Source organism: Clostridium hominis, from assembly GCF_014287825.1.
GTDB classification, from domain to species: Bacteria; Bacillota; Clostridia; order Clostridiales; family Clostridiaceae; genus Clostridium; species Clostridium hominis.
In genome coordinates, this window is the sequence record NZ_JACOOO010000025.1 from 53591 (window position 1) to 75529 (window position 21939).

General features: G+C 28.4%; 18 protein-coding genes and 1 riboswitch. Of the genes, 14 read left to right on the forward strand and 4 right to left on the reverse strand.

Features of this window, described 5'->3' with window-relative positions; all coding sequences use genetic code 11:
- Positions 1-41: 41 nt before the first annotated feature.
- The 8 genes from H8S20_RS11750 to H8S20_RS20490 all read left to right on the forward strand — a co-directional run bounded on the left by H8S20_RS11750 (position 42) and on the right by H8S20_RS20490 (position 8901).
- Positions 42-1325 carry a uracil-xanthine permease family protein gene (locus tag H8S20_RS11750; RefSeq protein WP_186860235.1) on the forward strand — a complete coding sequence of 428 codons (1284 nt, stop codon included), beginning with the start codon at positions 42-44 and terminating at the stop codon, positions 1323-1325.
- 131 nt (positions 1326-1456) lie between these two features.
- Positions 1457-3691 carry a sensor domain-containing protein gene (locus tag H8S20_RS11755; protein ID WP_243177645.1) on the forward strand — a complete coding sequence of 745 codons (2235 nt, stop codon included), beginning with the start codon at positions 1457-1459 and terminating at the stop codon, positions 3689-3691.
- Between the two features lie 66 nt (positions 3692-3757).
- On the forward strand, positions 3758-4282 hold the full coding sequence (locus tag H8S20_RS11760; RefSeq protein WP_186860236.1) for a calcium-binding protein: 525 nt from the start codon (positions 3758-3760) through the stop codon (positions 4280-4282).
- A 181-nt stretch (positions 4283-4463) separates the two neighbouring features.
- A complete protein-coding gene (locus H8S20_RS11765; protein WP_186860237.1) occupies positions 4464-4928 on the forward strand; it encodes a dUTP diphosphatase in 465 nt (154 codons plus the stop codon).
- Between the two features lie 76 nt (positions 4929-5004).
- Positions 5005-5063: riboswitch (Fluoride riboswitch) on the forward strand.
- A gap of 93 nt (positions 5064-5156) precedes the next feature.
- Positions 5157-6386, forward strand: coding sequence for a cation:proton antiporter domain-containing protein (locus tag H8S20_RS11770; RefSeq protein WP_186860238.1), 1230 nt, complete (start codon positions 5157-5159; stop codon positions 6384-6386).
- Positions 6387-6447: 61 nt separating this feature from the next.
- A complete protein-coding gene (locus tag H8S20_RS11775; RefSeq protein ID WP_032119575.1) occupies positions 6448-6636 on the forward strand; it encodes a hypothetical protein in 189 nt (62 codons plus the stop codon).
- Between the two features lie 264 nt (positions 6637-6900).
- The gene (locus H8S20_RS11780; protein WP_186860239.1) at positions 6901-7665 is read left to right on the forward strand and encodes a DUF2087 domain-containing protein; all 765 of its coding nucleotides are present in this window, start codon (positions 6901-6903) and stop codon (positions 7663-7665) included.
- Between the two features lie 153 nt (positions 7666-7818).
- Positions 7819-8901, forward strand: coding sequence for a serine hydrolase (locus H8S20_RS20490; RefSeq protein WP_186860240.1), 1083 nt, complete (start codon positions 7819-7821; stop codon positions 8899-8901).
- A gap of 265 nt (positions 8902-9166) precedes the next feature.
- Here H8S20_RS20490 and H8S20_RS11790 read toward each other — a convergent pair whose 3' ends face one another.
- Positions 9167-10321 carry a VanZ family protein gene (locus tag H8S20_RS11790; protein ID WP_186860241.1) on the reverse strand — a complete coding sequence of 385 codons (1155 nt, stop codon included), beginning with the start codon at positions 10319-10321 and terminating at the stop codon, positions 9167-9169.
- Between the two features lie 288 nt (positions 10322-10609).
- On the opposite strand from H8S20_RS11790, the gene H8S20_RS11795 reads away from it, so the two are divergent.
- Complete coding sequence (locus H8S20_RS11795; RefSeq protein WP_186860242.1) at positions 10610-11101, forward strand: hypothetical protein; 492 nt, start codon at positions 10610-10612, stop codon at positions 11099-11101.
- A gap of 47 nt (positions 11102-11148) precedes the next feature.
- On the opposite strand, the gene H8S20_RS11800 is transcribed toward H8S20_RS11795, so the two are convergent.
- Positions 11149-11949, reverse strand: coding sequence for a YdcF family protein (locus H8S20_RS11800; protein WP_186860243.1), 801 nt, complete (start codon positions 11947-11949; stop codon positions 11149-11151).
- Positions 11950-12152: 203 nt separating this feature from the next.
- Here H8S20_RS11800 and H8S20_RS11805 point away from each other — a divergent pair, with 203 nt between their 5' ends.
- The 5 genes from H8S20_RS11805 to H8S20_RS11825 all read left to right on the forward strand — a co-directional run bounded on the left by H8S20_RS11805 (position 12153) and on the right by H8S20_RS11825 (position 18558).
- Entirely contained in the window at positions 12153-12992 is an 840-nt protein-coding gene (locus H8S20_RS11805; protein WP_186860244.1) for an HAD family hydrolase, read from the forward strand.
- Positions 12993-13208: 216 nt separating this feature from the next.
- Entirely contained in the window at positions 13209-14516 is a 1308-nt protein-coding gene (locus H8S20_RS11810; protein ID WP_186860245.1) for a CapA family protein, read from the forward strand.
- Positions 14517-14632: 116 nt separating this feature from the next.
- The gene (locus H8S20_RS11815; RefSeq protein ID WP_032119568.1) at positions 14633-15601 is read left to right on the forward strand and encodes a P1 family peptidase; all 969 of its coding nucleotides are present in this window, start codon (positions 14633-14635) and stop codon (positions 15599-15601) included.
- A 70-nt stretch (positions 15602-15671) separates the two neighbouring features.
- A complete protein-coding gene (locus tag H8S20_RS11820; RefSeq protein ID WP_186860246.1) occupies positions 15672-17030 on the forward strand; it encodes a YcxB family protein in 1359 nt (452 codons plus the stop codon).
- Positions 17031-17226: 196 nt separating this feature from the next.
- Complete coding sequence (locus H8S20_RS11825) at positions 17227-18558, forward strand: FAD-dependent oxidoreductase (RefSeq protein ID WP_186860247.1); 1332 nt, start codon at positions 17227-17229, stop codon at positions 18556-18558.
- A gap of 151 nt (positions 18559-18709) precedes the next feature.
- On the opposite strand, the gene H8S20_RS11830 is transcribed toward H8S20_RS11825, so the two are convergent.
- The gene (locus H8S20_RS11830; protein ID WP_186860248.1) at positions 18710-20635 is read right to left on the reverse strand and encodes an FAD-dependent oxidoreductase; all 1926 of its coding nucleotides are present in this window, start codon (positions 20633-20635) and stop codon (positions 18710-18712) included.
- 236 nt (positions 20636-20871) lie between these two features.
- The gene (locus H8S20_RS11835) at positions 20872-21684 is read right to left on the reverse strand and encodes a helix-turn-helix domain-containing protein (RefSeq protein WP_186860249.1); all 813 of its coding nucleotides are present in this window, start codon (positions 21682-21684) and stop codon (positions 20872-20874) included.
- Between the last annotated feature and the right edge of the window lie 255 nt (positions 21685-21939).

Below are 21939 nucleotides of genomic sequence, written 5' to 3' on the forward strand. Positions count from 1 at the left end.
AGTTAAATTTCTCCTTAATAAAATGTAAGGAGGGTGCATCTATGGCACAAATAACTGAAAAATTAACGACAGAAAAAAGTGGTGTAAAAAAAATAACAGAAGGATTAATGAATGGGGTTTTAGCAATTCAACATCTTATAGCGATGTTTGGAGCAACTGTTTTAGTACCTATATTAACAGGTTTAGATCCATCAGTAGCATTATTCTCAGCAGGAATGGGAACGCTTATATTCCATGCATGCACAAAAGGGAAGGTGCCGGTATTCTTAGGTTCATCTTTTGCATTCATACCAGTAATTGTTGCTGTAGGAGCACAATTTAATGGGGATTTAAGATATGCACAAGGTGGAATGGTTGTAGTTGGATTAATTTATATAGCAATTTCATTCTTAATCAAAAAAATTGGATTAGATAAAATAAGAAAAGTATTACCAGCTAGAGTTGTAGGACCAATGATTATGGTTATTGGATTAAATCTAATACCAACAGCTTTAGACATGGCAGGCGTTAATGGTTTAGTAGCTGGACAAGCAGGTGCTTCAACAGCATTAATGGTAGCAGTAATAACCTTAGCAGTAACATTAATTATAAAAACATTTGGAAAAGGATTCTTAAAGCAGGTAGCAATATTAGTAGGAGTAGTAGTTGGGTATTGTATAAGTTTAGGATTAAACTTAGTTGATGTAGCAGCAATACAAAATGCTAGCTTTATAGCAGTACCAAACTTTACATTACCAAAGTTTGATATGTCAGCAATATTAATAGTAGTACCAGTAGTACTAGCAGTATTAATGGAGCATGTTGGAGATATAACTACAAACGGTGAAGTTGTAGGTAAGAACTTTGTTGAGGATCCAGGTTTAAATAGAACATTATTAGGTGATGGATTGGCTACTTTAGCAGCGTCATTTGTAGGTGGACCTGCAAATACAACTTATGGTGAAAATACAGGAGTATTAGCAATAACTAAGAACTATAATCCAGCAATATTAAGATTAGCAGCAGTATTCGCAATAATTTTAGGATTTGTAGATAAAGTAGGCGCAGCTATAAGAACTATACCAAGTGCTGTTATGGGTGGAATTAGTTTAATGTTATTCTCAATGATAGCTATAGTAGGTTTACAAACTATAAAAAGAGAGAAAGTTAAATTGAACATAGTAAACATAATTATAATGGGAACTATTCTTTTAATAGGACTTTCAGGAAATATATTTGGTACGGCTATAGGAATAAAAATAACAGATGCTGTAAGCATATCAGGATTAAGCTTAGCAAGTATTGTGGGAGTATTATTAAACGTAATTATTTCAAAATTTGAATAAATATATACAAAATACGAAGGAGATATCCTTCGTATTTTGTTTTACTCTTATACATATTTAGATTAATTGTATTATTATGAGAAAATATGGTATAATTAAACTATAAACTATTATAAGTTATGGGGAAAAATATGATAAATAATAGAGTAAAAAAATTTTTAGACGGGGTTGTAATTTTTGCTATAGGTATATTGATTTTACTTAGTGATAAGATTTACATTACAAAGCTATTCGGGATATTTGCAATTATAAGTATAGTTTATATAAATGAAAGAAGAAAAAGCGAAGTAAAAGAAAAAGAAGATGAACTTAGGATTAGTGCTGAAAGATATGTTATGGCTATAGAGGCAATGAACGGAGCTGTATGGGAATGGGATGAAAAGACGGGTAAAATATATATTTCGGATATGATGACGTCTTTATTAAGTATAGATAACAATTATTTAAAGTGTGAAGAATGGTATAAATATGTACTAGATGAAGATAGGGAGAAAGTAAAGAGAGAAATAGATAATGTTTGCCTTAATAGATTGAAGGTAGATTTGGTGCTTTCGTATAGAGTTAAGGACTTTGAAGGAGCCATTAAGTATCTTTCATATAGGGGTAAAGGAAAGATAAAGGGAGGAGTTTTCTATTTAACAGGAGTTTTAAACGATGTAACTGAAAAGAGAATAAAAGATATTGTAATGCAAGATAGCTTTGAAAAATATAAGCAGGTTATAGAAGGTTCTAAAGATATAGTTTTTTGTCTAAATTTTAAAAAAGGTATAATAAATTTTGATAGTAAGATAAAAAAATATATAAATGTACATAGTTATGATCGAGAGATTATAGTTCCTTATAATGAATGGCTAGATATTATTCATCCTGGAGATAAAGAAAATTACTCTAGAGTCATCAATAAAGTTCTTGTAGATTCCACTAGTGAATTTTATGAAGTTGAGTATAGAATATTGACAAAAGATAATAAGACAACATGGATTAATAGCAAAGGTAAAAAAGTAATCGTTGATAATGGCGAAATAAATATATATGGATCCTTATCGGATATTACGAAGAGAAAGCAAAGTGAAATGGAAATTCATTTTATGAGCTATTACGATGATGTTACAGGTATGCCTAATAGAAGATACTTTATGGATGAATTACAATCAGCAATAGCTAGGTGTAGCGAGAATAGTAAATTGGCATTGGTATTTATAGATTTAGATAATTTTAAAATTATAAATGATACATACGGACATTATATAGGCGATTTAGTGCTTAGAAGTGTATGTGAAAAACTATATACTGTATTAGAAAAGGAAAATAGCTTAGCAAGATTTGGTGGCGATGAATTTGTAATTATTATAGAGAATATTAAAGAGTTATATAAAGTTAATTTAATTCTAGATAATATAATAAATGAATTCAAGAAGCCTCTTAAAATTGATAATAAAGATATATATTGTTCATTTAGTGTAGGGATAAGTATATATCCGGATAATGCTACTTCAATAAATTCATTATTAAAGTATGCTGATATAGCTATGTATAAAGCTAAGGAAAATGGAAAAAATAGATACGAATTTTTCAATGAAAGTATTTTAAATTCAGTACATAGGAGATTTGAAATTGAGAAAGCTTTAAGAAAAGCTATAGGTGAAGGAGAAATTTATTTAAATTTCCAACCTAAAGTATCTTTAATTAATGATAAAATTGATGGATTTGAGATATTAGTAAGATGGAACAGCAAGGAGTTAGGATTTGTTCCACCCAATCAATTTATACCTATTGCTGAAAGTAGTGGAATGATTATAGATATTGGTAAATTTATAATAGAGAAAAGTTTGAAGAAATGTAAGGAGCTAAGCTTGCTTACTAAGGAAAGGTTCCATTTTGCAATAAACATATCAGATGTACAATTAAGAGATGATAATTTTGTTGATTATATATGCAAAAAATTAAATGAATATGATATTTCCCCAGAGTATATAGAATTCGAGATTACTGAAAGCGTTATAATGAAGTCAGTGTCTAAAAATATAGATACTATTTCAAAATTGAAGAAGCTAGGAATAACAATAGCACTTGATGATTTTGGCACAGGATATTCTTCTTTAAATTATTTAAGGAGACTTCCAATAGATGTATTAAAAATTGATAAGAGTTTTATTGATGGGATAGGACTAGATAAAAAGAGTGATAATATTGCGAAAAGTATAGTAGAACTATCTCATAACTTGAACTTGAAGGTAGTAGCAGAAGGCGTAGAAAATAAAGAACAATTTAATTATTTAAATCATATTAATTGTGATATAATCCAAGGATATTATTTTAGCAAGCCAACTGAATTTGATGAAATAAAAGACATGCTTTTAATATAATAAAAATATCACCAAAATACCTCCAAATGCGTATTATGTCAATATACGACATTTTGGAGGTTTTTTATGAAAATAAGAATAGATGATGATTATGATAAGGATGATTTAGAAAAATTTAATATCAACAATAATGATTCAAAGTATAGAAGTGAACAGCATCAAGATGATATTTTAAAAGAGAATGTTATTGAGACAACTTTTCAAGAAGTATATGACTATGACAAGGAATACTCTAGAGGGTATTATAATAATTATCAGGATGACAAAAATGATGAAAATGATAATGAAACTTTAGGAAAGATAACTGTAGTATCAAGATTAGCTAATAAAAATAGAACATTGATATCATCAGCAAAAATAAATCTATATGTACTTAATGGTGTATCTCCAAAGTTAGTTGAAACTAAGTACACTGATAATTTAGGTAATGTTACTTTTGAAAATTTAAAGAAAGGTAGTTATAGAGTTATTGCTATTGTAGATAGGAAGTATTTTGAAAAGCCAACATACTCACCATGGAATGAAGTGACAATAGATAAAAATACAACTGAAGCATCAGTTGAAGTAGTTAATAAAATTAAAGCGGTATAAAGCAATTATTTAAAGATAAAAATGATAAAATTTCATTTTTTATAAAGAATGACAATATAATATAAATTTATTTGTCATTCTTTTTGTTGAATCATAAGTTTGGATTTTAAATAGATGATATGATACAATATAACATGTTTTAGAGGCGTAAAGTCTAAACATGAGAAAGGATGATTTACGTATGAAAATGAGAATTAAATATTTTGAAGGTGCAACTAAATTAGAGAAGATAACTAAAGGTAATTGGATAGATGTATATGCTAATAAGGATATGTTTGTGCCAGTAAATGAAAGGGCTATGATTCCGTTAGGTTTTGCTTTAGAGTTGCCTCAAGGATGGGAAGGTCATTTAGCTCCTAGAAGCTCGACATTTAAAACTTGGGGGATAATACAGACAAATGGCCTTGGAGTTGTTGATGATACATATATAGGCGATAATGATCAATGGCATATGCCAGTCTATTGTTTACAACATAAAACAGTAGAAGTTATTGATGATGTAGAACAAAAAGGAACATGGATAAAAAAAGGGGATAAAGTAGCTCAATTTAGAATAATGGAAGTTATGCCAGAGATAGAATTTGAAGAGGTTGAATCATTTGGGAATGCTGATCGTGGAGGCTTTGGAAGTACAGGTACTAAATAAATTTAATTTTAATAGAATGATTTTACTTAGATGGACAAAGTAGTATTTGTATGATATTATACTAAATGTTAAAGTTAATAAAAACGGCGATGGAGTTCGCCATAATCGCGTAAAGCTAATGACTCCTACCCTTATAGGGTAGGAGTCTAATTTTTTTGGAATTATTAATAATATAATTAACCAAACTAAATAATAGTTAGAAAAATAGATATAGAGGATGGGAGAAAAATGGATATATTAAAAATTATAATATCGTTAATAGCGATAGGGTTAGCTGCATATTGGAGTGGTAGAATTGTTGAATTTATAAAATTACCATCACTTATTGGTATGATACTTATAGGGATGATAATTGGCCCTACATTTTTAAATATAGTTCCAGCAGGTACAATGGAGATAGCACCTTATATAAAGGATATTGCATTAGTAACTGTATTATTTATTGGAGGACTTGGAATAAGTTTAAATCAAATGAGAAGTATAGGTAGGCCAGCTGTTTTGTTAAGTGCTATACCGGCGCTAATTGAAGGATTTACTATAGCTTTTTTATCTACTATTTTCTTAGGGTTTACTTTTGTTCAAGGAGGGATACTAGGATTTATAATAGCAGCAGTAAGTCCAGCTGTATTAGTGCCATCAATGGTTGAGCTTATAAATAAAAAAATTGGTCAAGATAAGGCTATTCCACAAATGTTATTAGTAGGAGCATCTGCTGATGATACAGTAGCTATAACTTTATTTACAACATTTCTAGCAGTATATATGTCAGGAGTTAGTGGAGAAAAAATTTCTGTACTAAGTGAAATAGTTAATATACCAATGACTATAGTGCTTAGCATAGCTGTAGCTTGGATATTAGCCATAATAACAAAGCCTATTATAAAAAAGATAAAAGATAATAAGCTTAAAGTAATAGGTGTATTAGTAATATGTTTAACTATAAGACTTATTGAAAATATTACACACTTTAAATTATTTAATTCATTACTTATAATAATGATTTATGGATTTCTATTAAGAACATATTTAGGAGATATGGCGAAAAATATACAAGATGGAATAAATGTCGTATGGAAATATGGGAAGCTATATTTGTTTGCTTTTGTTGGTATGGCTATAAATCCAAAGTTAGTTGGAGAGTATTTTTTTGTGGGAACAGTAATGCTTATAATTTCGCTAACTATGAGATCTATAGGAGTATTAATTTCATTAATTGGAACAAACCTAACATTAAAAGAGCGGATGTTTTGTGTTATAGCATATCTTCCTAAAGCAACAGTACAATCAGCAAAAGCAGGTATACCATTAAAAATGGGAGTTGTATATGGCGATGTAATGCAGGCTATAGCAATACTTAGTGTTCTTATTACTGCACCAATAGGAGCAATTGGAATAAAGCTTACATCAAAGAGATTTTTAAGGGTGGACGGGGAAGAAGAAAAAGAAAATTTAGCATAGGATTTTATAGAAAGAGATTATATGATATAATAATTCAAGAAAAATTTTAGGAGGAAAGTAGATGTTTACTAACGAAGAACTTGCAGTTATAAAAGATGCATTAAATATAGCAGATGATCACTATAAGAAAGCTATGGATTTGAGCAAAAACAATAAAAATCAAATGGTAGCTTATAATAGAAAGCAAAAGAAGTTATGGTTAGTTCAAAATAAATTAAATAAGATACTGGCTGGAGAAATAAAAGAGTAGGATATAATACTATGTTTATAATTGTAACTATAGTTGTTACTTCTATAATAACAGTAAAAGAGTGGCATAAATTGAGTTAAGTATTCATGAAAGCTAAAAATGAATATTAAAAAAGTATAAAAAGGATAGCTTATTTTAAGTTATCCTTTTTTATATAGAATTATCAAAACAAAAACTAAAAATGTTTATTAATATATAGACAAAAAGTATATAAGTTTATATAATGGTATTATAAGGAAGTGAATTGTAAAAGGAGTGAATTAAATGGAGGTAAGTCAAAGTTTTTGGGAAGCATCTATTGAACAAGTAAAAAAAGGTTATATTGAAGATGGTGAACATATTAAATGTTTAATATGTGATGAGGTTTTTACGATTGGTAGAGTATATGAAATCGATGGAAAGTTTTATGATGCAAGAAAGTCTGCTGAAATTCATATACAAGAAAAGCATAAATCAATGCTTAGTTATTTATTAAATATGAATTCAGCTTTTACTGGGATATCCGAAGTTCAAAAAGGTATATTAGAGTTAATGGCTATGGGATTATCAGATAAGGAAATAGCAGCAAAGTTAAAAGTAGCTAATTCTACTATAAGAAATCATCGTTATAAATTAAGAGAAAAAGAGAAACAAGCAAAGTTGTTTTTAGCTATGATGGATTTATTATCAAATGGTATTAATAAAAAAATAAATATATTAGATGATTCAACTATATGTGATCCACACAAGAGTGCCACTACATTAGATGATAGATTTAATATAACTGATGAAGAAAAGACTAAAGTCATTGAAGTTTATATGGATGAAAATAAAAGATTGAAAAGTTATCCAGCAAGAGAGAAGAAAAAGGTTATAGTATTAGAGGAAATAAGTAAAAACTTTAAATATGGTAAGAAGTATTCTGAAAAAGATATTAATAGAATTTTAGAAAGAATATTTGATGATTATGTAACTTTAAGAAGAGCTTTAATTGAGTACGGATTTTTAGATAGATCTAATAACTGTAGTGAATATTGGGTTAAAGAGTAAATGTAATAAGGAGATCTTGACTATTTATATGTAGTTTAAGGTCTTTTTTTATATAATAATTTCATAATAAATTCATAATAAATAAAGCACTTCATCATAGAATATTAATAGAAATTATTGACAAAGTTAAAATATCTTAAGGGTGTGTAGTTAGTGAGAAATGTTGTTAGGAATTTTATGGTTTTATGTGCAATTATTATTTTTGGAAGTGCAGCGATAAATAATGGAATTAGGGCAAGAGCTGATGTTGAAGTTACAGATGTACTTAATTATGCAGTGGATAAAAAAGAAGATTCTTTTTTGGATGAAGAAAAAATATATATAACTGAAGTAGAAGAAGGTAATGAAGTTGAAGATAATGTGGATAATAGCGAAGCTAGTGATGCAGATGTATCAGAAGAAATGATTTATGAAGACAATGAAGAAATAGAAAATGAAGATATGGAAGTAGAATTAGATAATCAACTTTATAATATTGATATAATGGATAGAATAAATAATTATTTAGGTGAGGATAAATATAGTACAAGCTTTATATATTACAACTTAGAAACAGAAGAAAGATTAGCCTTTAATGAAGATTTATATATGAATGCTGCAAGTATTTATAAGGTAGGATTAAGTCTTGTTGCTTATAATATGGTAGAGTGTGGTGAGATAACTTTAGAGGATTTAGTATATTATAGTCCATGGCAATATCAAGGAGGGACAGGTATTTTGCAATATGATTTAAGTTTTGGAGCATTACCATTAGGAACATTAATAGAGTATACTATAAAATATTCTGATAATATAGCGGCTACTATGGTTTATAGTTATATTGGTGGATGGAATAATTTTAAATGGAGACTTTTTGAGATTTTAGGTATTGATTATGGAGATTATGATAATGTAACATCTGCAAGAGTTGAATTGGAGGTGCTAAAATATATATATGAAAATAGAAATAATTCTAATTATAAGACCTTGATAGATTATCTTAAAAATACAGATTTTCATGATAGATTAGATAAGTATTTACCACAAAATATTGTAGCTCACAAAATAGGAAGTGATGAAGGGTATACCCACGATGTTGGAATAGTTTTTACAGAAGAACCTTATATAATAATTATGATGACTGATAATGTATATAATGGACCAGATAAAATTGCTGATATTTCTAAGGCTATGTATTTATATAATAAAGAAAATACTAAGAAGATAGTAAATGAAGTTGAATATTTACAATATTAATATATAATAAAGAATTGATTTAATAAGTGTAGAATACTTTTGTATTTTATACTTTTTTTATAATTGACTTAGTACAGATCATTATTACATTATTTAGTGATAAATCAGTACCCCTATTAACATTTATTATAATTACTGTTTCATTTATATTGGGTGATATATGGGTGTATGTTGGAAGTTTAAATTCAACAATGAAAAATGATATGAACTAGAATTAAATATTATACCAATATCCTTCAGAAGTTATCTTTCTGAAGGATATTTATTACTTTAAAAATTTCATATGATTACATTTAGTTTTATCATCTTCGTTAAATGTTATTTTTAAGTCTTTAGATTTACCAGTTGAATATATGTTATATATATCTGAATTATCATCTAACATCTCGAAGGTAGGATATGTGATGATAAAGAAAGTATCAGGTGAAATAAAAGTTGAATACACATTATTATTAAGAGTAATCTCAATTGTTTTTGCATCATTATTTTTACCAAATACAATTACTCCTGTTGACTCATCATCTTCTGATATTAGGGCAACTGAATAACCATAACTATCTTTATTCCAAGGAATTTGTCTTGAATATCCTTGAACATATCTATTATTTAAAACTTCATCTGCTATTTTAAGCTCTAAATATTCACCATTATCTTGGAGAAATAGTTTATGATTAAAGAATTGTTCTGTGGCTACATAATTACCTTCTGTATTATAGTTAAAAACAGCCTTAGCAATTTCTTCATCTGAAAGATTTCCAGATATAGTAGAACTGTAAAGAATACTAAAGAATAAGCTTATGCTACATAAAGTAAGTGGTAATAAAAATTTTGAACTTAAAAATATTAAGCTTCCATCATAAGTTTTTCTTATTTTTTCAATTGGATATATAATGTTAGTTTTTCTTACTATAAACATAAAGATGTTAAATGTTAAAAAGCCTACTAAGGCACCTAATGTATTAAATATAACATCATCAATATCTGTAAAATTTGTACACGTTAAATATTGAAGTAATTCAATTGAAAAAGAAGCTATAAATCCATATAAGGTAACTTTGAATAATTTATTATGATTCTTAAAGAGCAATGGTATAGCGAATCCAAATGGAATAAATAACAATATGTTTCCAATAACATTATAAAGCGAGTTACCAAGACCCATAAAATTATCTTGAAACATTTTTATTGTTTCTAGTAAAGGGATTATATTTGCATATGATCTCATCTGCAAATCAAGGTGAAGTATACCACCTTTGAAGAATGTAAAATAAATAACTATTAAGAAATAGATAAAGAAAAAATTAATAAAAACCTCTCTTAATATGTTGATTTTATTATATTTTTTATGAGAAATAAATCTATATATGAACCAAAGTATTAGTGACGAAATAAGAAAATAAATATAGCTTATACCAATCATTGCTACGCCTCCTTAATATAATTAATATTATTGCCAAATATAGTATAATTATATCGTACATAAATTAATTGTAAATAAATAGTATATTAGCAAATTTTTAAAGAAGTTTTTGGGAGTTTTATATATATAATAACGTAGGCGATAATACTATAAAAATAGAGTTCGATTTTATTAATAAAGTGTTAATAATAGCATAGATACCCCTTTTTAAGTCTATCAATAATTCAAAAAATCAGCATAAAATATAGTGGGTGGGAAAATAAAAATATTAATATGGAGGCATTTAATATGTCACAACATGTTTATTGTGAAAAATGTTTAGATGTTATTGAGGAGTACGAGGAGTTAGTTATTGTAAATGGTAAGCCTTATCATTATCATTGTTATGAGAAAGAACTAAGTGAGCAGAAGAAAAAATCTATAATTGAAAGATATATAACTTGGAGATTTATAAATAACGGACTTATAGGAAATTTAAAAGCATTATTATCAATTGTAATAGGTACAGCTTTATATTTATTTGGTGGGAATTTTGCTGATGTAGCTCTCTGCAGACTTTTAGGAACATTAATAATAATTTTTACTATATTAATAAGATTGTATGCTTTTTTGAACTTTGAAATTAAGGCGAAGAAATCAGGGAAAAAGAGTATGGTTTTACAAAATAAAGATTCAGTGCTTCGAGTAGTAAGAGTGGAAGCTATAGATTTACTTAAAATAGTAGGGACTGTAGCTGTTATAATGATAATTTGGAATATAATTTCAGCTTTGTTAATCTGATATAAGTTAAATAAGGAAGTCCAGCAATTTGTTGGACTTCCTTTAGTTTATCTTCTATTAGTAATTATATTTATTAATTCATTATACTTTTCAAGAATATCACTAGGTATATCTATATGAGCTATAAAGTTTTTACCATTAGGGCCATATCCTTTATTATCATCTCTAAGTCTTGGTATTTCGCCAGAAATAAGATCTAAATATCTAGTAATGTCCCATATTCCATCTACATTTTTATTAATAAAATTCATGTTACCATCTAGCTCTGGGATAAATGGAGAATAGTTTATAATAATAGTATTTCTATCTTTTAAGTATTTATAAAATGATGCATAGCTTCTAAGTTGCATAGTTGGATCTTGAATTAGCATTATAGAGTTATACTTTATGTTTAGATTATCTAGAAGGTTAACGGACTTTAAAGCATTGTCTCCGCAGTTAGTAGATTGGCTTTCAAGAATTATATCATCTTCAGAAACATCATAATAATTTACTAAAATATCTTTAAAAATATCTGCTTCTGATCTATTCTTTGTTTCTATATTTTTGTATTTAACATTAGCTTTTATAGCGTTTCTTAAAAGGTTTGTAGAATGTCCGATTCCACCAGAAATTAATATTTTACTACAAAGTTTATTTTTATAAGCATTATGAGCAACTTCTATAGTGTAAGGGATAGCATTGCCAAGTAAGATTAATACGTCTACTTTATCTATATCATATTTATTAAGCAAAGCTTCTTTAGATAAGAACTCTAAATCCCTAACAGCTAAAAACTTACCTATGTCATTTAGATTAGTATTAATATTAAAAGAATTTATATTGTCTTTTCTAAGGTTAACATACATATATATCCTCCTATATTTTAATGATAAGACATGATATATTCATTATAACATAGTAAATGGTAATAATATGGAAGGGGTTGGTGTTAAGAGAATATTATATCTTTTTAATGGGGGGAATGATAATATTTTCATAATTTGAAAATCTCATATATATATCTAATGTAATAATAAAGACATAATAACAAGAGGAAGAGGATATTTATATGAGTAAAAAAGTTGTGTTTTTAGATGTAGATGGAACATTAGTAAACGACAATGGAGTAGTACCAGAATCAGCAAAAATAGCAGTAAGAAAAGCAAAAGAAAATGGACACTATATATTTTTGTGTACAGGCCGTTCAAAAGCAGAGTTATATGACGATATAATGGAAATAGGATTTGATGGAGTTATAGGTGCTGCTGGAGGATATATTGAGGTTAATAATGAAATGATTCTTCATAAAAAGGTAAGTAGAGAAGATGTTGAGCATTTAGTAAGATATTTTGATGAAAATAACATAGATTTCTATTTAGAGTCAAATGGTGGTTTATTTGCAAGTAAGAATTGTAAGAAGACATTAAAGAGATTAGTTTTTGAAGGTGTAGATAAAGAAAGTGAACAGTATAAGGAGTTAGAAAAAGGAATAGGACAGTTTATAGAAGCTTTAATAGAAGGAGAGAATTTAATTAGAGATGATATAAATAAAGTATCTTTCTTAGATTCAGAAACTTCTATAGAAGTTATAAAGGAAGAATTTAAGGATAAGTTTAATGTTATACATTGTACTGTTCCAATGTTTGGAGAAAATAGTGGTGAGTTATCAGTACCTGGAGTACATAAGGCCTTAGCTATTGAGTATTTACTAGAACACTTAGGATTATCTAAAGAGGTTACATTTGCATATGGTGATGGAATTAATGATATGGAGATGCTACAGTATGTTAATTGTGGTATAGCTATGGGAAATGCTAAGGAAGCTTTAAAGGAGATAGCTTGTGATATAACAGGAACTCATGATGAAGATGGAATATATAATAGTTTTAAAAAATATGGATTAATATAGAGATTCTGCTCTGTTAGATAAAGATATTAATATTAAATAATTACGTAGATATAAGTTTATGAAATATGGTAGTAATTGTTTAATATTAGTTGAAATATGTAACAGAGCATTTTTTATAGAAATAGAATTATTGAAAATTAAATGCATTAATTGTAAAATTATACAGAATAATTGTATAATAACTAGTAAGTGATATAACCTGAGGGGGAGGGTATAATGAAGAATAAGTTAGGAAAAATTCTTGGACTAGCAATAATTATAATAATTTTACTTGCGCTATTAATAGGAAAAAATGAAAAAGTTCTTTTTAATAATAAAGAGAATAGAGATGAAGGAATAGCAAGTGAGGAAATAGAAGAGGATTACAACAATAAAAATGAAGAGAATATTAGTGAGGTAGTGAACGATATAAATACTATTGAAATAGTTGCCACAGGAGACATATTAATTCATAAAGAAATATTAGAAACTCAATACAACTCAGAAACTGATGAATATGATTTTAATAATAATTTTAAGTACATAAAGAAATATTTAGAAAAAGCTGATTTGGCTATTGGAAATTTAGAAACTACGTTATCAGGAATAGAGAATTATGGATTTTCAGGATATCCAAGTTTTAATAGTCCAGATTCATTAGCAGATGCAATGAAGAGCGCTGGATATGATATTGTAGCAAATATGAATAATCATTGTTTAGATAGAGATGTTAACGGTTATTACAGGACAAGGAAAACATTAGTTGATAGAGGTTTTGATGTTATAGGAACAAGAGAAAGTATTGATGATAAGAGATATATTATAAAAGATGTTAAGGGAATAAATGTAGGAGTTATATCTTATGGATATACTATGACAGTAGAAGATGGTAATTTTGGTGTAAATGGAATTTCAATTCCCTATGATTTATTACAACTAATGAATTATTATCATCCAGATACGTTAGAGAACGATATGCTTAATATGAAGGAACAGATAGAGTTAATGAGGGAAGATGGGGCAGAAGTAATTGTTTTTTATATGCATTGGGGTGATGAATATGAGTTAGAACCTAATGATATCCAAAAACAGATAGCACAATTTTTGGCTGATGAGAAAGTTGATATTATATTTGGAACTCATCCGCATTCTCTTCAACCTATAGATATGATACAATCCAGTGATGGAAGCAGTGATACAGCTGTAGTATATTCAATGGGAAATTTCTTATCAAGTCAAAGAACTGAAAGAATAGGAAATCCATATACGGAAGATGGAGCAATTGTATCTGTTAAAGTAAATAAAGATATGGAAACTAATGAAATTACAGTTGATATACCAACATATATCCCAACATGGGTAAACTGGTATGGTAAAGATGCTAAACTTTTTTATGAAGTTGTACCAGCTACTATTGATGATGCAGATTATTTGACTGAGGAGGGTAGAGAAAGAATAAAAGAGTCCTTTGATAGAACAACATCTGTAATCGAGAATTATGATGAAGCTATTGAGGTTAATAAATTCATAGATACAGATAATTAAGTTTAAGATAACATTTCATAATAGAGAGTAGATTTATAGTAAGTAGTAATCTATTATTGGTATATAATATAAAAATCATTTCAAATAATATTGATATTATAAAAGGAGAACATTATATGAAGGAAATAAATATTGCAGATATTGATGGAATTAAAATAGGTCATGCTCAAGACAGAATAGGAGCGACAGGCTGCACAGTTTTAATTTCTGAAGAAGGAGCTTCGGCAGGTGTCGATGTAAGAGGTGGAGCACCTGGAACAAGAGAAACTGATCTTTTAAATCCAATTCAGATGATTCAGAAAATTAATGCTGTAGTTTTATCTGGAGGAAGTGCTTTTGGATTAGATGCATCAGCTGGTGTTATGGAGTATCTTGAAGCAAGAAATGTTGGGCATGATGTTGCAGTTACGAAAGTACCAATAGTATGTCAGGCAGTAATATTTGATCTTATATGTGGTGATATGAAGTCACGACCTGATAAGGAAATGGGATTAAGAGCTTGTATAAATTCAGAAAGTTATAATGAAAATGTAAATGGCAATATTGGAGCTGGAACTGGAGCTGTAGTAGGGAAGTTTAAAGGGCCACAATATGCTATGAAGGGTGGACTTGGAATGTATGCAGTTCAAGTTGGAGATTTAAAAATTGGAGCCGTAGTATCTGTTAACTGTTTAGGTGATGTAATCAATTATGAAAATGGGGAAATTATTGCGGGTGCTTTAAATGAAGATATGAAGACTTTTGCTGATACTGAAAAAATGATGATTGGAATGTATGATAATAAAAAAGATGCATTTAATGGGAATACTACTATCGGAGTTGTTGTAACTAATGCAGATTTAACAAAGGCAGAGGCAAATAAGGTTGCATCAATGAGTCATAATGCTTATGGAAGAACTATGAGACCAGCGCACACTATGTTTGATGGTGACACAATATTTACTATGGCAACAGGAAAGGTTAAATGTGACGTTAATGTAGCAGGACTTCTAGCTACTAAGGTTATGGAAGAGGCTATCATGAGAGCTATTAAATCAGCTAATTCAGAATATGGATTTATTAGTTATAAGGAACTTAATAGATAAATGTTAAGTTAGGATAAGTATTTTACTTTACAAAAGATTAGGGGATTGTTTTTAAGAATGGGGGATAAGTATGAAATTAACATTTAGATATAGTAAGGAAGATTATCAGGAACTATTAGTACTTAAGGATAGTGGAAATTTGCTTCATAGAAGAGCTAAGCTGATTAATTTAGTAACTATCATTGCTGTAATTTTTATATTAGTGGGTTCAACTTCGGATTATATTAAACCAAATTATCTTCCAACATTTATTGTAGCTGGAGTCTTTATTGTGTTTTGGCTTATATTTAGTAGGAAAATTTATGATTATAATAGAAGAAGTATTTTAAATAAGATGGCAGGAAATGAGTTTTCGAAGAGTATTGACTCTATGAAAGATACATCTATTACGTTAACAGATGATTATATAATTAGGGAGTTAGAAGGATTTTATAGTAGGATAGAATGGTCTTTTGTAAGTGATGTTATAGTTACTGAAAATAATATTTTTATTAATCTAATTTCTGGTTATATAATAAATATTCCTAGGAGAATATTTAACAAAAAAGAAGAGGTTTCATTTTTAAAATATTTAGATCAACAGATTAATAAGAAATGTGGAGTTAAATCAGAAGATAGTACAGAATTAAATAAAGTTAATGATTATATAAGATATGATAGTGAATTTGATAATGATAGTGAAGTAGAGATAGATGAGAAAGTTAAAAGTAATAGAAAGGCTATTTACAGTGATAGAATTAAGTTTAATAATATAAAGAAAGATATAAAGTCTGGAAGATGGCAGAAGGTTGTAGCATTAATCTTACTTGCATCTGTAGTATTTACTATAGGTGGATCTATTATATATAACGAGCTTAATAGACCTACGGAAATAACACAAGATGAAATTTACACTTTAATAGTTGAATCAGAACTTATTGAGCAGAAGGCTATAGAAGAAGTTAAGAAGACTATAGATTATGAGCAAAATTATGTAGGTGGTACTTATGTCATAGATATAAGAACAGAAAAAGAAGGAGTAATTTTAGTAGACTTAGGGCAAGAAGTTAATTATCCGGCAGCTTATGTACAACTTTATGGTACAGCAACTTTAAAATATAAAAGAGGTTGGTATATTGAAGATATAGTATATAGGGAAAATTATGGGTTAGAACCATTATTTACTGCAGGAGAAAGCTTTTTAAATGGGTTAAGTACTGATATTTACGGAAAAGGTTACTTTGAATATAATGGAGTTAAATATGCTTTTGCACCGTCCTATGTAGATTCACTATGTACTATGACGGAAGAAGGTAATTTTGAGGCTACGAAGGTTGGAATAGCGCCTTATAATAAAGATGGTAGAATTGATATTTATGCAACTATGAAATACAATTTCGATATTTGGGCATGGGAACTTATAGATTTTGAAACTTCAGGAACTAGATAGATAAAATATAAAATAGAAAATCAGCTTAGGCTGATTTTTTTTATTATAAAAAATAATTAAAGGGAATAATATATTAAGTAGAATTAATAAAAAAGTATTTACTTCTATAAAAAATAGGAGTATTATCTATTTATAGATAATAATTATTAATAAGCAATGTTAATTAAAAAATAAACGATATCCGGGAGGAAATGAAATGAAAGTAGTAGTTGTTGGATGTACACATGCTGGAACAGCAGCAGTAGTTAATTTAAAGGCACTTCACCCAGAGAGTGAAATTACAATATATGAAAAGAACGATAATATATCATTCTTATCATGTGGAATAGCTTTAAATGTTGGAGGAGTAATTAAAGAAACTAAGGATCTTTTCTATAACTCTCCAGAAAACTTAGCTAAACAAGGTGTAGTTACTAACATGAAACATGAAGTTTTAGATATAGATTTTGACAATAAAAAGGTAAAAGTTAAAAACCTAGTTACAAATGAAGAGTTTGAAGATAATTATGATAAATTAGTTCTTACTTTAGGATCATGGCCAATAGTTCCTAGATTTGAAGGTGGAGATTTAGAAAATATTCTTTTATGTAAAAATCATGACCACGCTTTAACAATAATTGAAAAAGCTGAACATGCTAAAAATGTAGTTATAATCGGAGCAGGTTATATTGGTGTTGAATTAGTTGAAGCTTTCGAAATGAAAGGTAAAAATGTAACATTAATCGATGCTGAAGATAGAATAATGCCTAAATATTTAGATAAAGAATTTACTGATCTTGCTGAAACAGAATTTAAAGCTAAGGGAGTAAACTTTGCTTTAGGACAAAAAGTTCAAAAGTTTGAAGGTGAAAATGGAAAGGTAACAAGAGTTGTTACTGAAAAAGGAAGTTATGAAGGAGATTTAGTAGTTCTTTGTATTGGATTTGCACCAAGTACTAAGTTGGTTCAAGGTAAGTTAGAAACCCTACCAAATGGAGCTATAATAATTGACGAATACATGAGAACAAGCAGAGAAGACGTATTTGCAGCAGGAGATTGTTGTGTAGTTAAATATAATCCAGCTAATGATACAAGATATATTCCACTTGCTACAAATGCAGTAAGAATGGGTACTTTAGTTGCTAGAAATATAAATGAGCCAACACTTAAGTATATGGGAACTCAAGGAACATCAGGAATAAAGATTTACGAACAATGTATATCTTCAACTGGATTAACTGAAGGTGTTGCTAAAGCAACTACAAACTACAATGTTGCGTCTGTAACATTAGAAGATAACTATAGACCAGAATTTATGCCAACTTACGAAAAAGCTTTAATTAAGCTTGTTTATGATAAAGATACAAGAAGAATATTAGGAGGACAAATAGCATCTAAAATTGATTTAACTCAATTTATGAATACTTTATCAGTAGTTATTCAAAATAATATGACTATTGAAGAGTTAGCTATGACAGACTTCTTCTTTCAACCACACTTTAACAAGCCATGGAGTATATTAAACTCAGTAGCTTTAAAAGCATTATAATTTGCCCAAACAACCATTCAGGATAAAACCTTTATCTTGAAAAATGAAATATAAACCAAATAGAAATGGATATCACCTTTTGGTGATATCCATTTTTTGTATTTAATTATTTTAATACATTAAAGATATTAAAATTTTTTAGGGGCTATAATTATTTTTTTAGGTTTAAAACTGCTGATGAACCAGCTATTCTACCAGTACCATAAGCATAACCTAAAGTACCACCTTCAAAGTATACATAGCTATTTCCATAAGCTCCATTTGTTTCAGCTCCAGCAGCGTAAAGTCCTTGTATTGCCTTACCATTAGCGTCTAAGACCTCACAATTATCATTTATGTCAATTCCACCTAGAGTTCCTAGGAATACAGATGGTGTTATTTTTACTGCATATAAAGTACCTTCTAAGTTATCTAAGTACTTAGATGATTTAAAGTGATCTGTATCTTCACCAGATGCACATAATTCATTATATCTATTTATTGTATCTACTAGGTTAGTCATTCCTAACTTTTCAGCTAATTCTTCAGGGCTTTCAGCTTTTATTATTTTTCCTTCTTGAACTAAAGCTTCGATTTCTTCAGTTAAGTCTTCTGGTGTTATACTTGCCTCGTATCTATCTGCTGTATTAACAGGATGGCCTACTTCTACGAATACTGTAGGATCAGTAGCGAGTTCACCACTAAACACATCAGTAATTCCTGCAAATCCTTTTTCTTTAACTGTTTCTATCATAGTGTTATCAAATATTTCATAAGCAGTTCTTTGAGGAAGAGATTTAATTACATTTGAAGATTTAATTGGTTCAAATATGAAAGATTCTTCGTTCATAAATCTATTTCCATCAACATCTACATGTAAATATGGATTAAGAAGTGCAGCATTTAAAGTGGTATTCCAATTTGTTCCACCTCTAGATACTCCATAATGCATAGTTATTGCATCTTCATAATTAGCTGAAGCACCTGCAGATATTGCCATATCTATACCAGTTCCAATGTTAGTTGAAACTCTAGAAACACCAAAGCCTTCGCCAAAAGTTTCGGCAACTTTTTCCTCGTTACCCCCAAAGCCTCCAGTAGCTAATATTACTGATTGAGCATTAATTGTTAAATTCCCTCCATCAGCTTTTTCAGCTATAATTCCTTTAACTACACCATTTTCAATTATTAATTCTTTTGCTGTAGTAGAGTATAAAACAGTACCACCTTTTTCTTCAATTGATTTATGAAGATTAGTTAAAGCGATAGTACCACCTTCAACATATCCATGTAAAGTAGAAGCTGGATGAGTCTCTTTATGCTCATAATATCCACCAGTTGATGGATGCGCTAATATAAGATCACAACCATTTTCCTCTAGCCAATCTACAGTATCTCCAGAGTTGTTAATAACTTTACTTAATAAACCACCGTTAGCATTATAATTACTTGTAGTTATGAATTGGTCATAATACCATTTTCCATCTACAACCTCGCCTTTTTCAACTTGCTTACTAGAGTTAGTAGCAAACATTCCCCCAGCCATAGTTCCTTGTCCAGCTGGAGAGGCTGTCATTTCAACTAATATAACTTTACCACCATCATCAGTAGCTTGAAGTGCAGCAGCAGTACCAGAGGCACCTCCACCAATAACTACAACTTCAGTTTCCATAACTTCATCTTCACCATTTTTTTCAACTGCTACTTTTAAAGCGTCTAAATCTCCACCAGCTTCAGTTAAGCAAGCTTCTAATGCTTCTATTAAACCATTTGAACTATTAGTTGCACCTGTTACAGTATCAATACCTAGGCTTTGAGTAGATAGTATACTTTCAATCATTGAATCTAGAGCAACATCACCAAGTCCTGGAGTTTCATAAGATTCAGTTACATTTATAGACTCTATTTTTGAATCGCTTACAGTAACTTCAATTTTTATGTCTCCATTATTCCCTTTTCCAGTTGCTGAGTAAGTACCAGCTTTAAAAGATAAGTTTTTATCGCTGTTAGCATTATTGTTTGTTGTGCAACTTACTAATGAAATACTTAAAGTAAGTGCAATAACAGCTGAAAGTCTTTTAATTAAAGATCTTTTCATGTATCTTCCCCCTAATCTATTGTTTGATAATTAACAAGCATATTTTAAGTTTGAGTGCAATGCTGAAGTCAATACGCAATATCATATATATTTGAGAGAATCCTCATAAAAAGATATAAAAAATACCCTATATTTTGAAATATATAGAGTATAAATAAGAATAATTTATGATATTTCCTTAAAACTTGAATATAGTACTTAAGTTTGTATTAGCAATGTTAAATACAAATAAATAGCTACTTTATAGGTATACATAATTTAAGATATTCATATATAATTCCATCTTCATTACTTTTTTTTATTGAAAAAGCAATAATATCTGAGGATATTTTTAAAGGAAATTTGCTTATAATATCACTTATAGTATTTAGAAGTGAACCATTTGATATATATGGGAGTTTAACTTTTATATATGTAATAAAACATTTACAACTTTCAATTTTAGTAAATTTAGTGTTTTTAGTTAAGCTAGAGCTTATTAATGGAGAATTATCTTCTGTAAAACCAAGGCCCCAAGAATAACGTATATCATTATGGACAAAGCTATCTTTATCTATACATAAAATAGATTCAACTATAGGAACATAATCTATAAGATTAATTCCATCAATGAAAGAGTGATTTTCTTCTATTATTTCTGTATTATTACTTTGTTTTAAAAAATAAATTGAAGGTATAATATCAATAAACCATTCGTTAAGATACTTATCACAAGATTTACTTCTATTGTACAAAGTTTTAGCTAAATCTCTTTGACGTATTAAGGTTTCTATCTGAGAATCAAGGTCAGAAATATGAGTTTTAATAATATCATTAAATTCAGCATTGTTAGAATTATTTAAGAGTAAGGAAATATCCTTAATAGGAACCCCTATATTTCTAAATTTCCTACAATCTATAATTCTTGCATATTGTGATAAATCATAATATCTATAATTTGTAGCATCATCTTTATGAGGATAAACTAATCTAAATTTTTCATAATGTTTAATTGAGTGAGTAGAAACGCCCATTGTTTTAGAAAGCTGCCCAATTTTGTATTTTGCCATTTTTGACTACCCCCTAGTAACTATTGTATAAAAAATAATGTAGATATAATATACTAAAGAATAAATTAAAACAACAATAATATCAAGATTAAATATATGAATGTAATTAAAACGCTTTATTTTCAAATTTTGAAAATAAGGTAATTGTTATTGAGAAAATATATGGAAAAATATATAATTACTAATATAAAAAAAGATATATTTTTTTATTAATAAAGAAAATGTTTACAAAGCAACTTGTGAGGGGGATGCAAA

Coding starts and splice junctions, on each gene's coding strand:
- H8S20_RS11780 (WP_186860239.1), top strand. CDS start 6,901: ATGGAGGTAAGTCAAAGTTTTTGGGAAGCATCTATTGAACAAGTAAAA.
- H8S20_RS11810 (WP_186860245.1), top strand. CDS start 13,209: ATGAAGAATAAGTTAGGAAAAATTCTTGGACTAGCAATAATTATAATA.
- H8S20_RS11795 (WP_186860242.1), top strand. CDS start 10,610: ATGTCACAACATGTTTATTGTGAAAAATGTTTAGATGTTATTGAGGAG.
- H8S20_RS11790 (WP_186860241.1), bottom strand. CDS start 10,321: ATGATTGGTATAAGCTATATTTATTTTCTTATTTCGTCACTAATACTT.
- H8S20_RS11805 (WP_186860244.1), top strand. CDS start 12,153: ATGAGTAAAAAAGTTGTGTTTTTAGATGTAGATGGAACATTAGTAAAC.
- H8S20_RS11765 (WP_186860237.1), top strand. CDS start 4,464: ATGAAAATGAGAATTAAATATTTTGAAGGTGCAACTAAATTAGAGAAG.
- H8S20_RS11800 (WP_186860243.1), bottom strand. CDS start 11,949: ATGTATGTTAACCTTAGAAAAGACAATATAAATTCTTTTAATATTAAT.
- H8S20_RS11830 (WP_186860248.1), bottom strand. CDS start 20,635: ATGAAAAGATCTTTAATTAAAAGACTTTCAGCTGTTATTGCACTTACT.
- H8S20_RS11750 (WP_186860235.1), top strand. CDS start 42: ATGGCACAAATAACTGAAAAATTAACGACAGAAAAAAGTGGTGTAAAA.
- H8S20_RS11825 (WP_186860247.1), top strand. CDS start 17,227: ATGAAAGTAGTAGTTGTTGGATGTACACATGCTGGAACAGCAGCAGTA.
- H8S20_RS11760 (WP_186860236.1), top strand. CDS start 3,758: ATGAAAATAAGAATAGATGATGATTATGATAAGGATGATTTAGAAAAA.
- H8S20_RS11835 (WP_186860249.1), bottom strand. CDS start 21,684: ATGGCAAAATACAAAATTGGGCAGCTTTCTAAAACAATGGGCGTTTCT.
- H8S20_RS11815 (WP_032119568.1), top strand. CDS start 14,633: ATGAAGGAAATAAATATTGCAGATATTGATGGAATTAAAATAGGTCAT.
- H8S20_RS11775 (WP_032119575.1), top strand. CDS start 6,448: ATGTTTACTAACGAAGAACTTGCAGTTATAAAAGATGCATTAAATATA.
- H8S20_RS11755 (WP_243177645.1), top strand. CDS start 1,457: ATGATAAATAATAGAGTAAAAAAATTTTTAGACGGGGTTGTAATTTTT.
- H8S20_RS11770 (WP_186860238.1), top strand. CDS start 5,157: ATGGATATATTAAAAATTATAATATCGTTAATAGCGATAGGGTTAGCT.
- H8S20_RS11820 (WP_186860246.1), top strand. CDS start 15,672: ATGAAATTAACATTTAGATATAGTAAGGAAGATTATCAGGAACTATTA.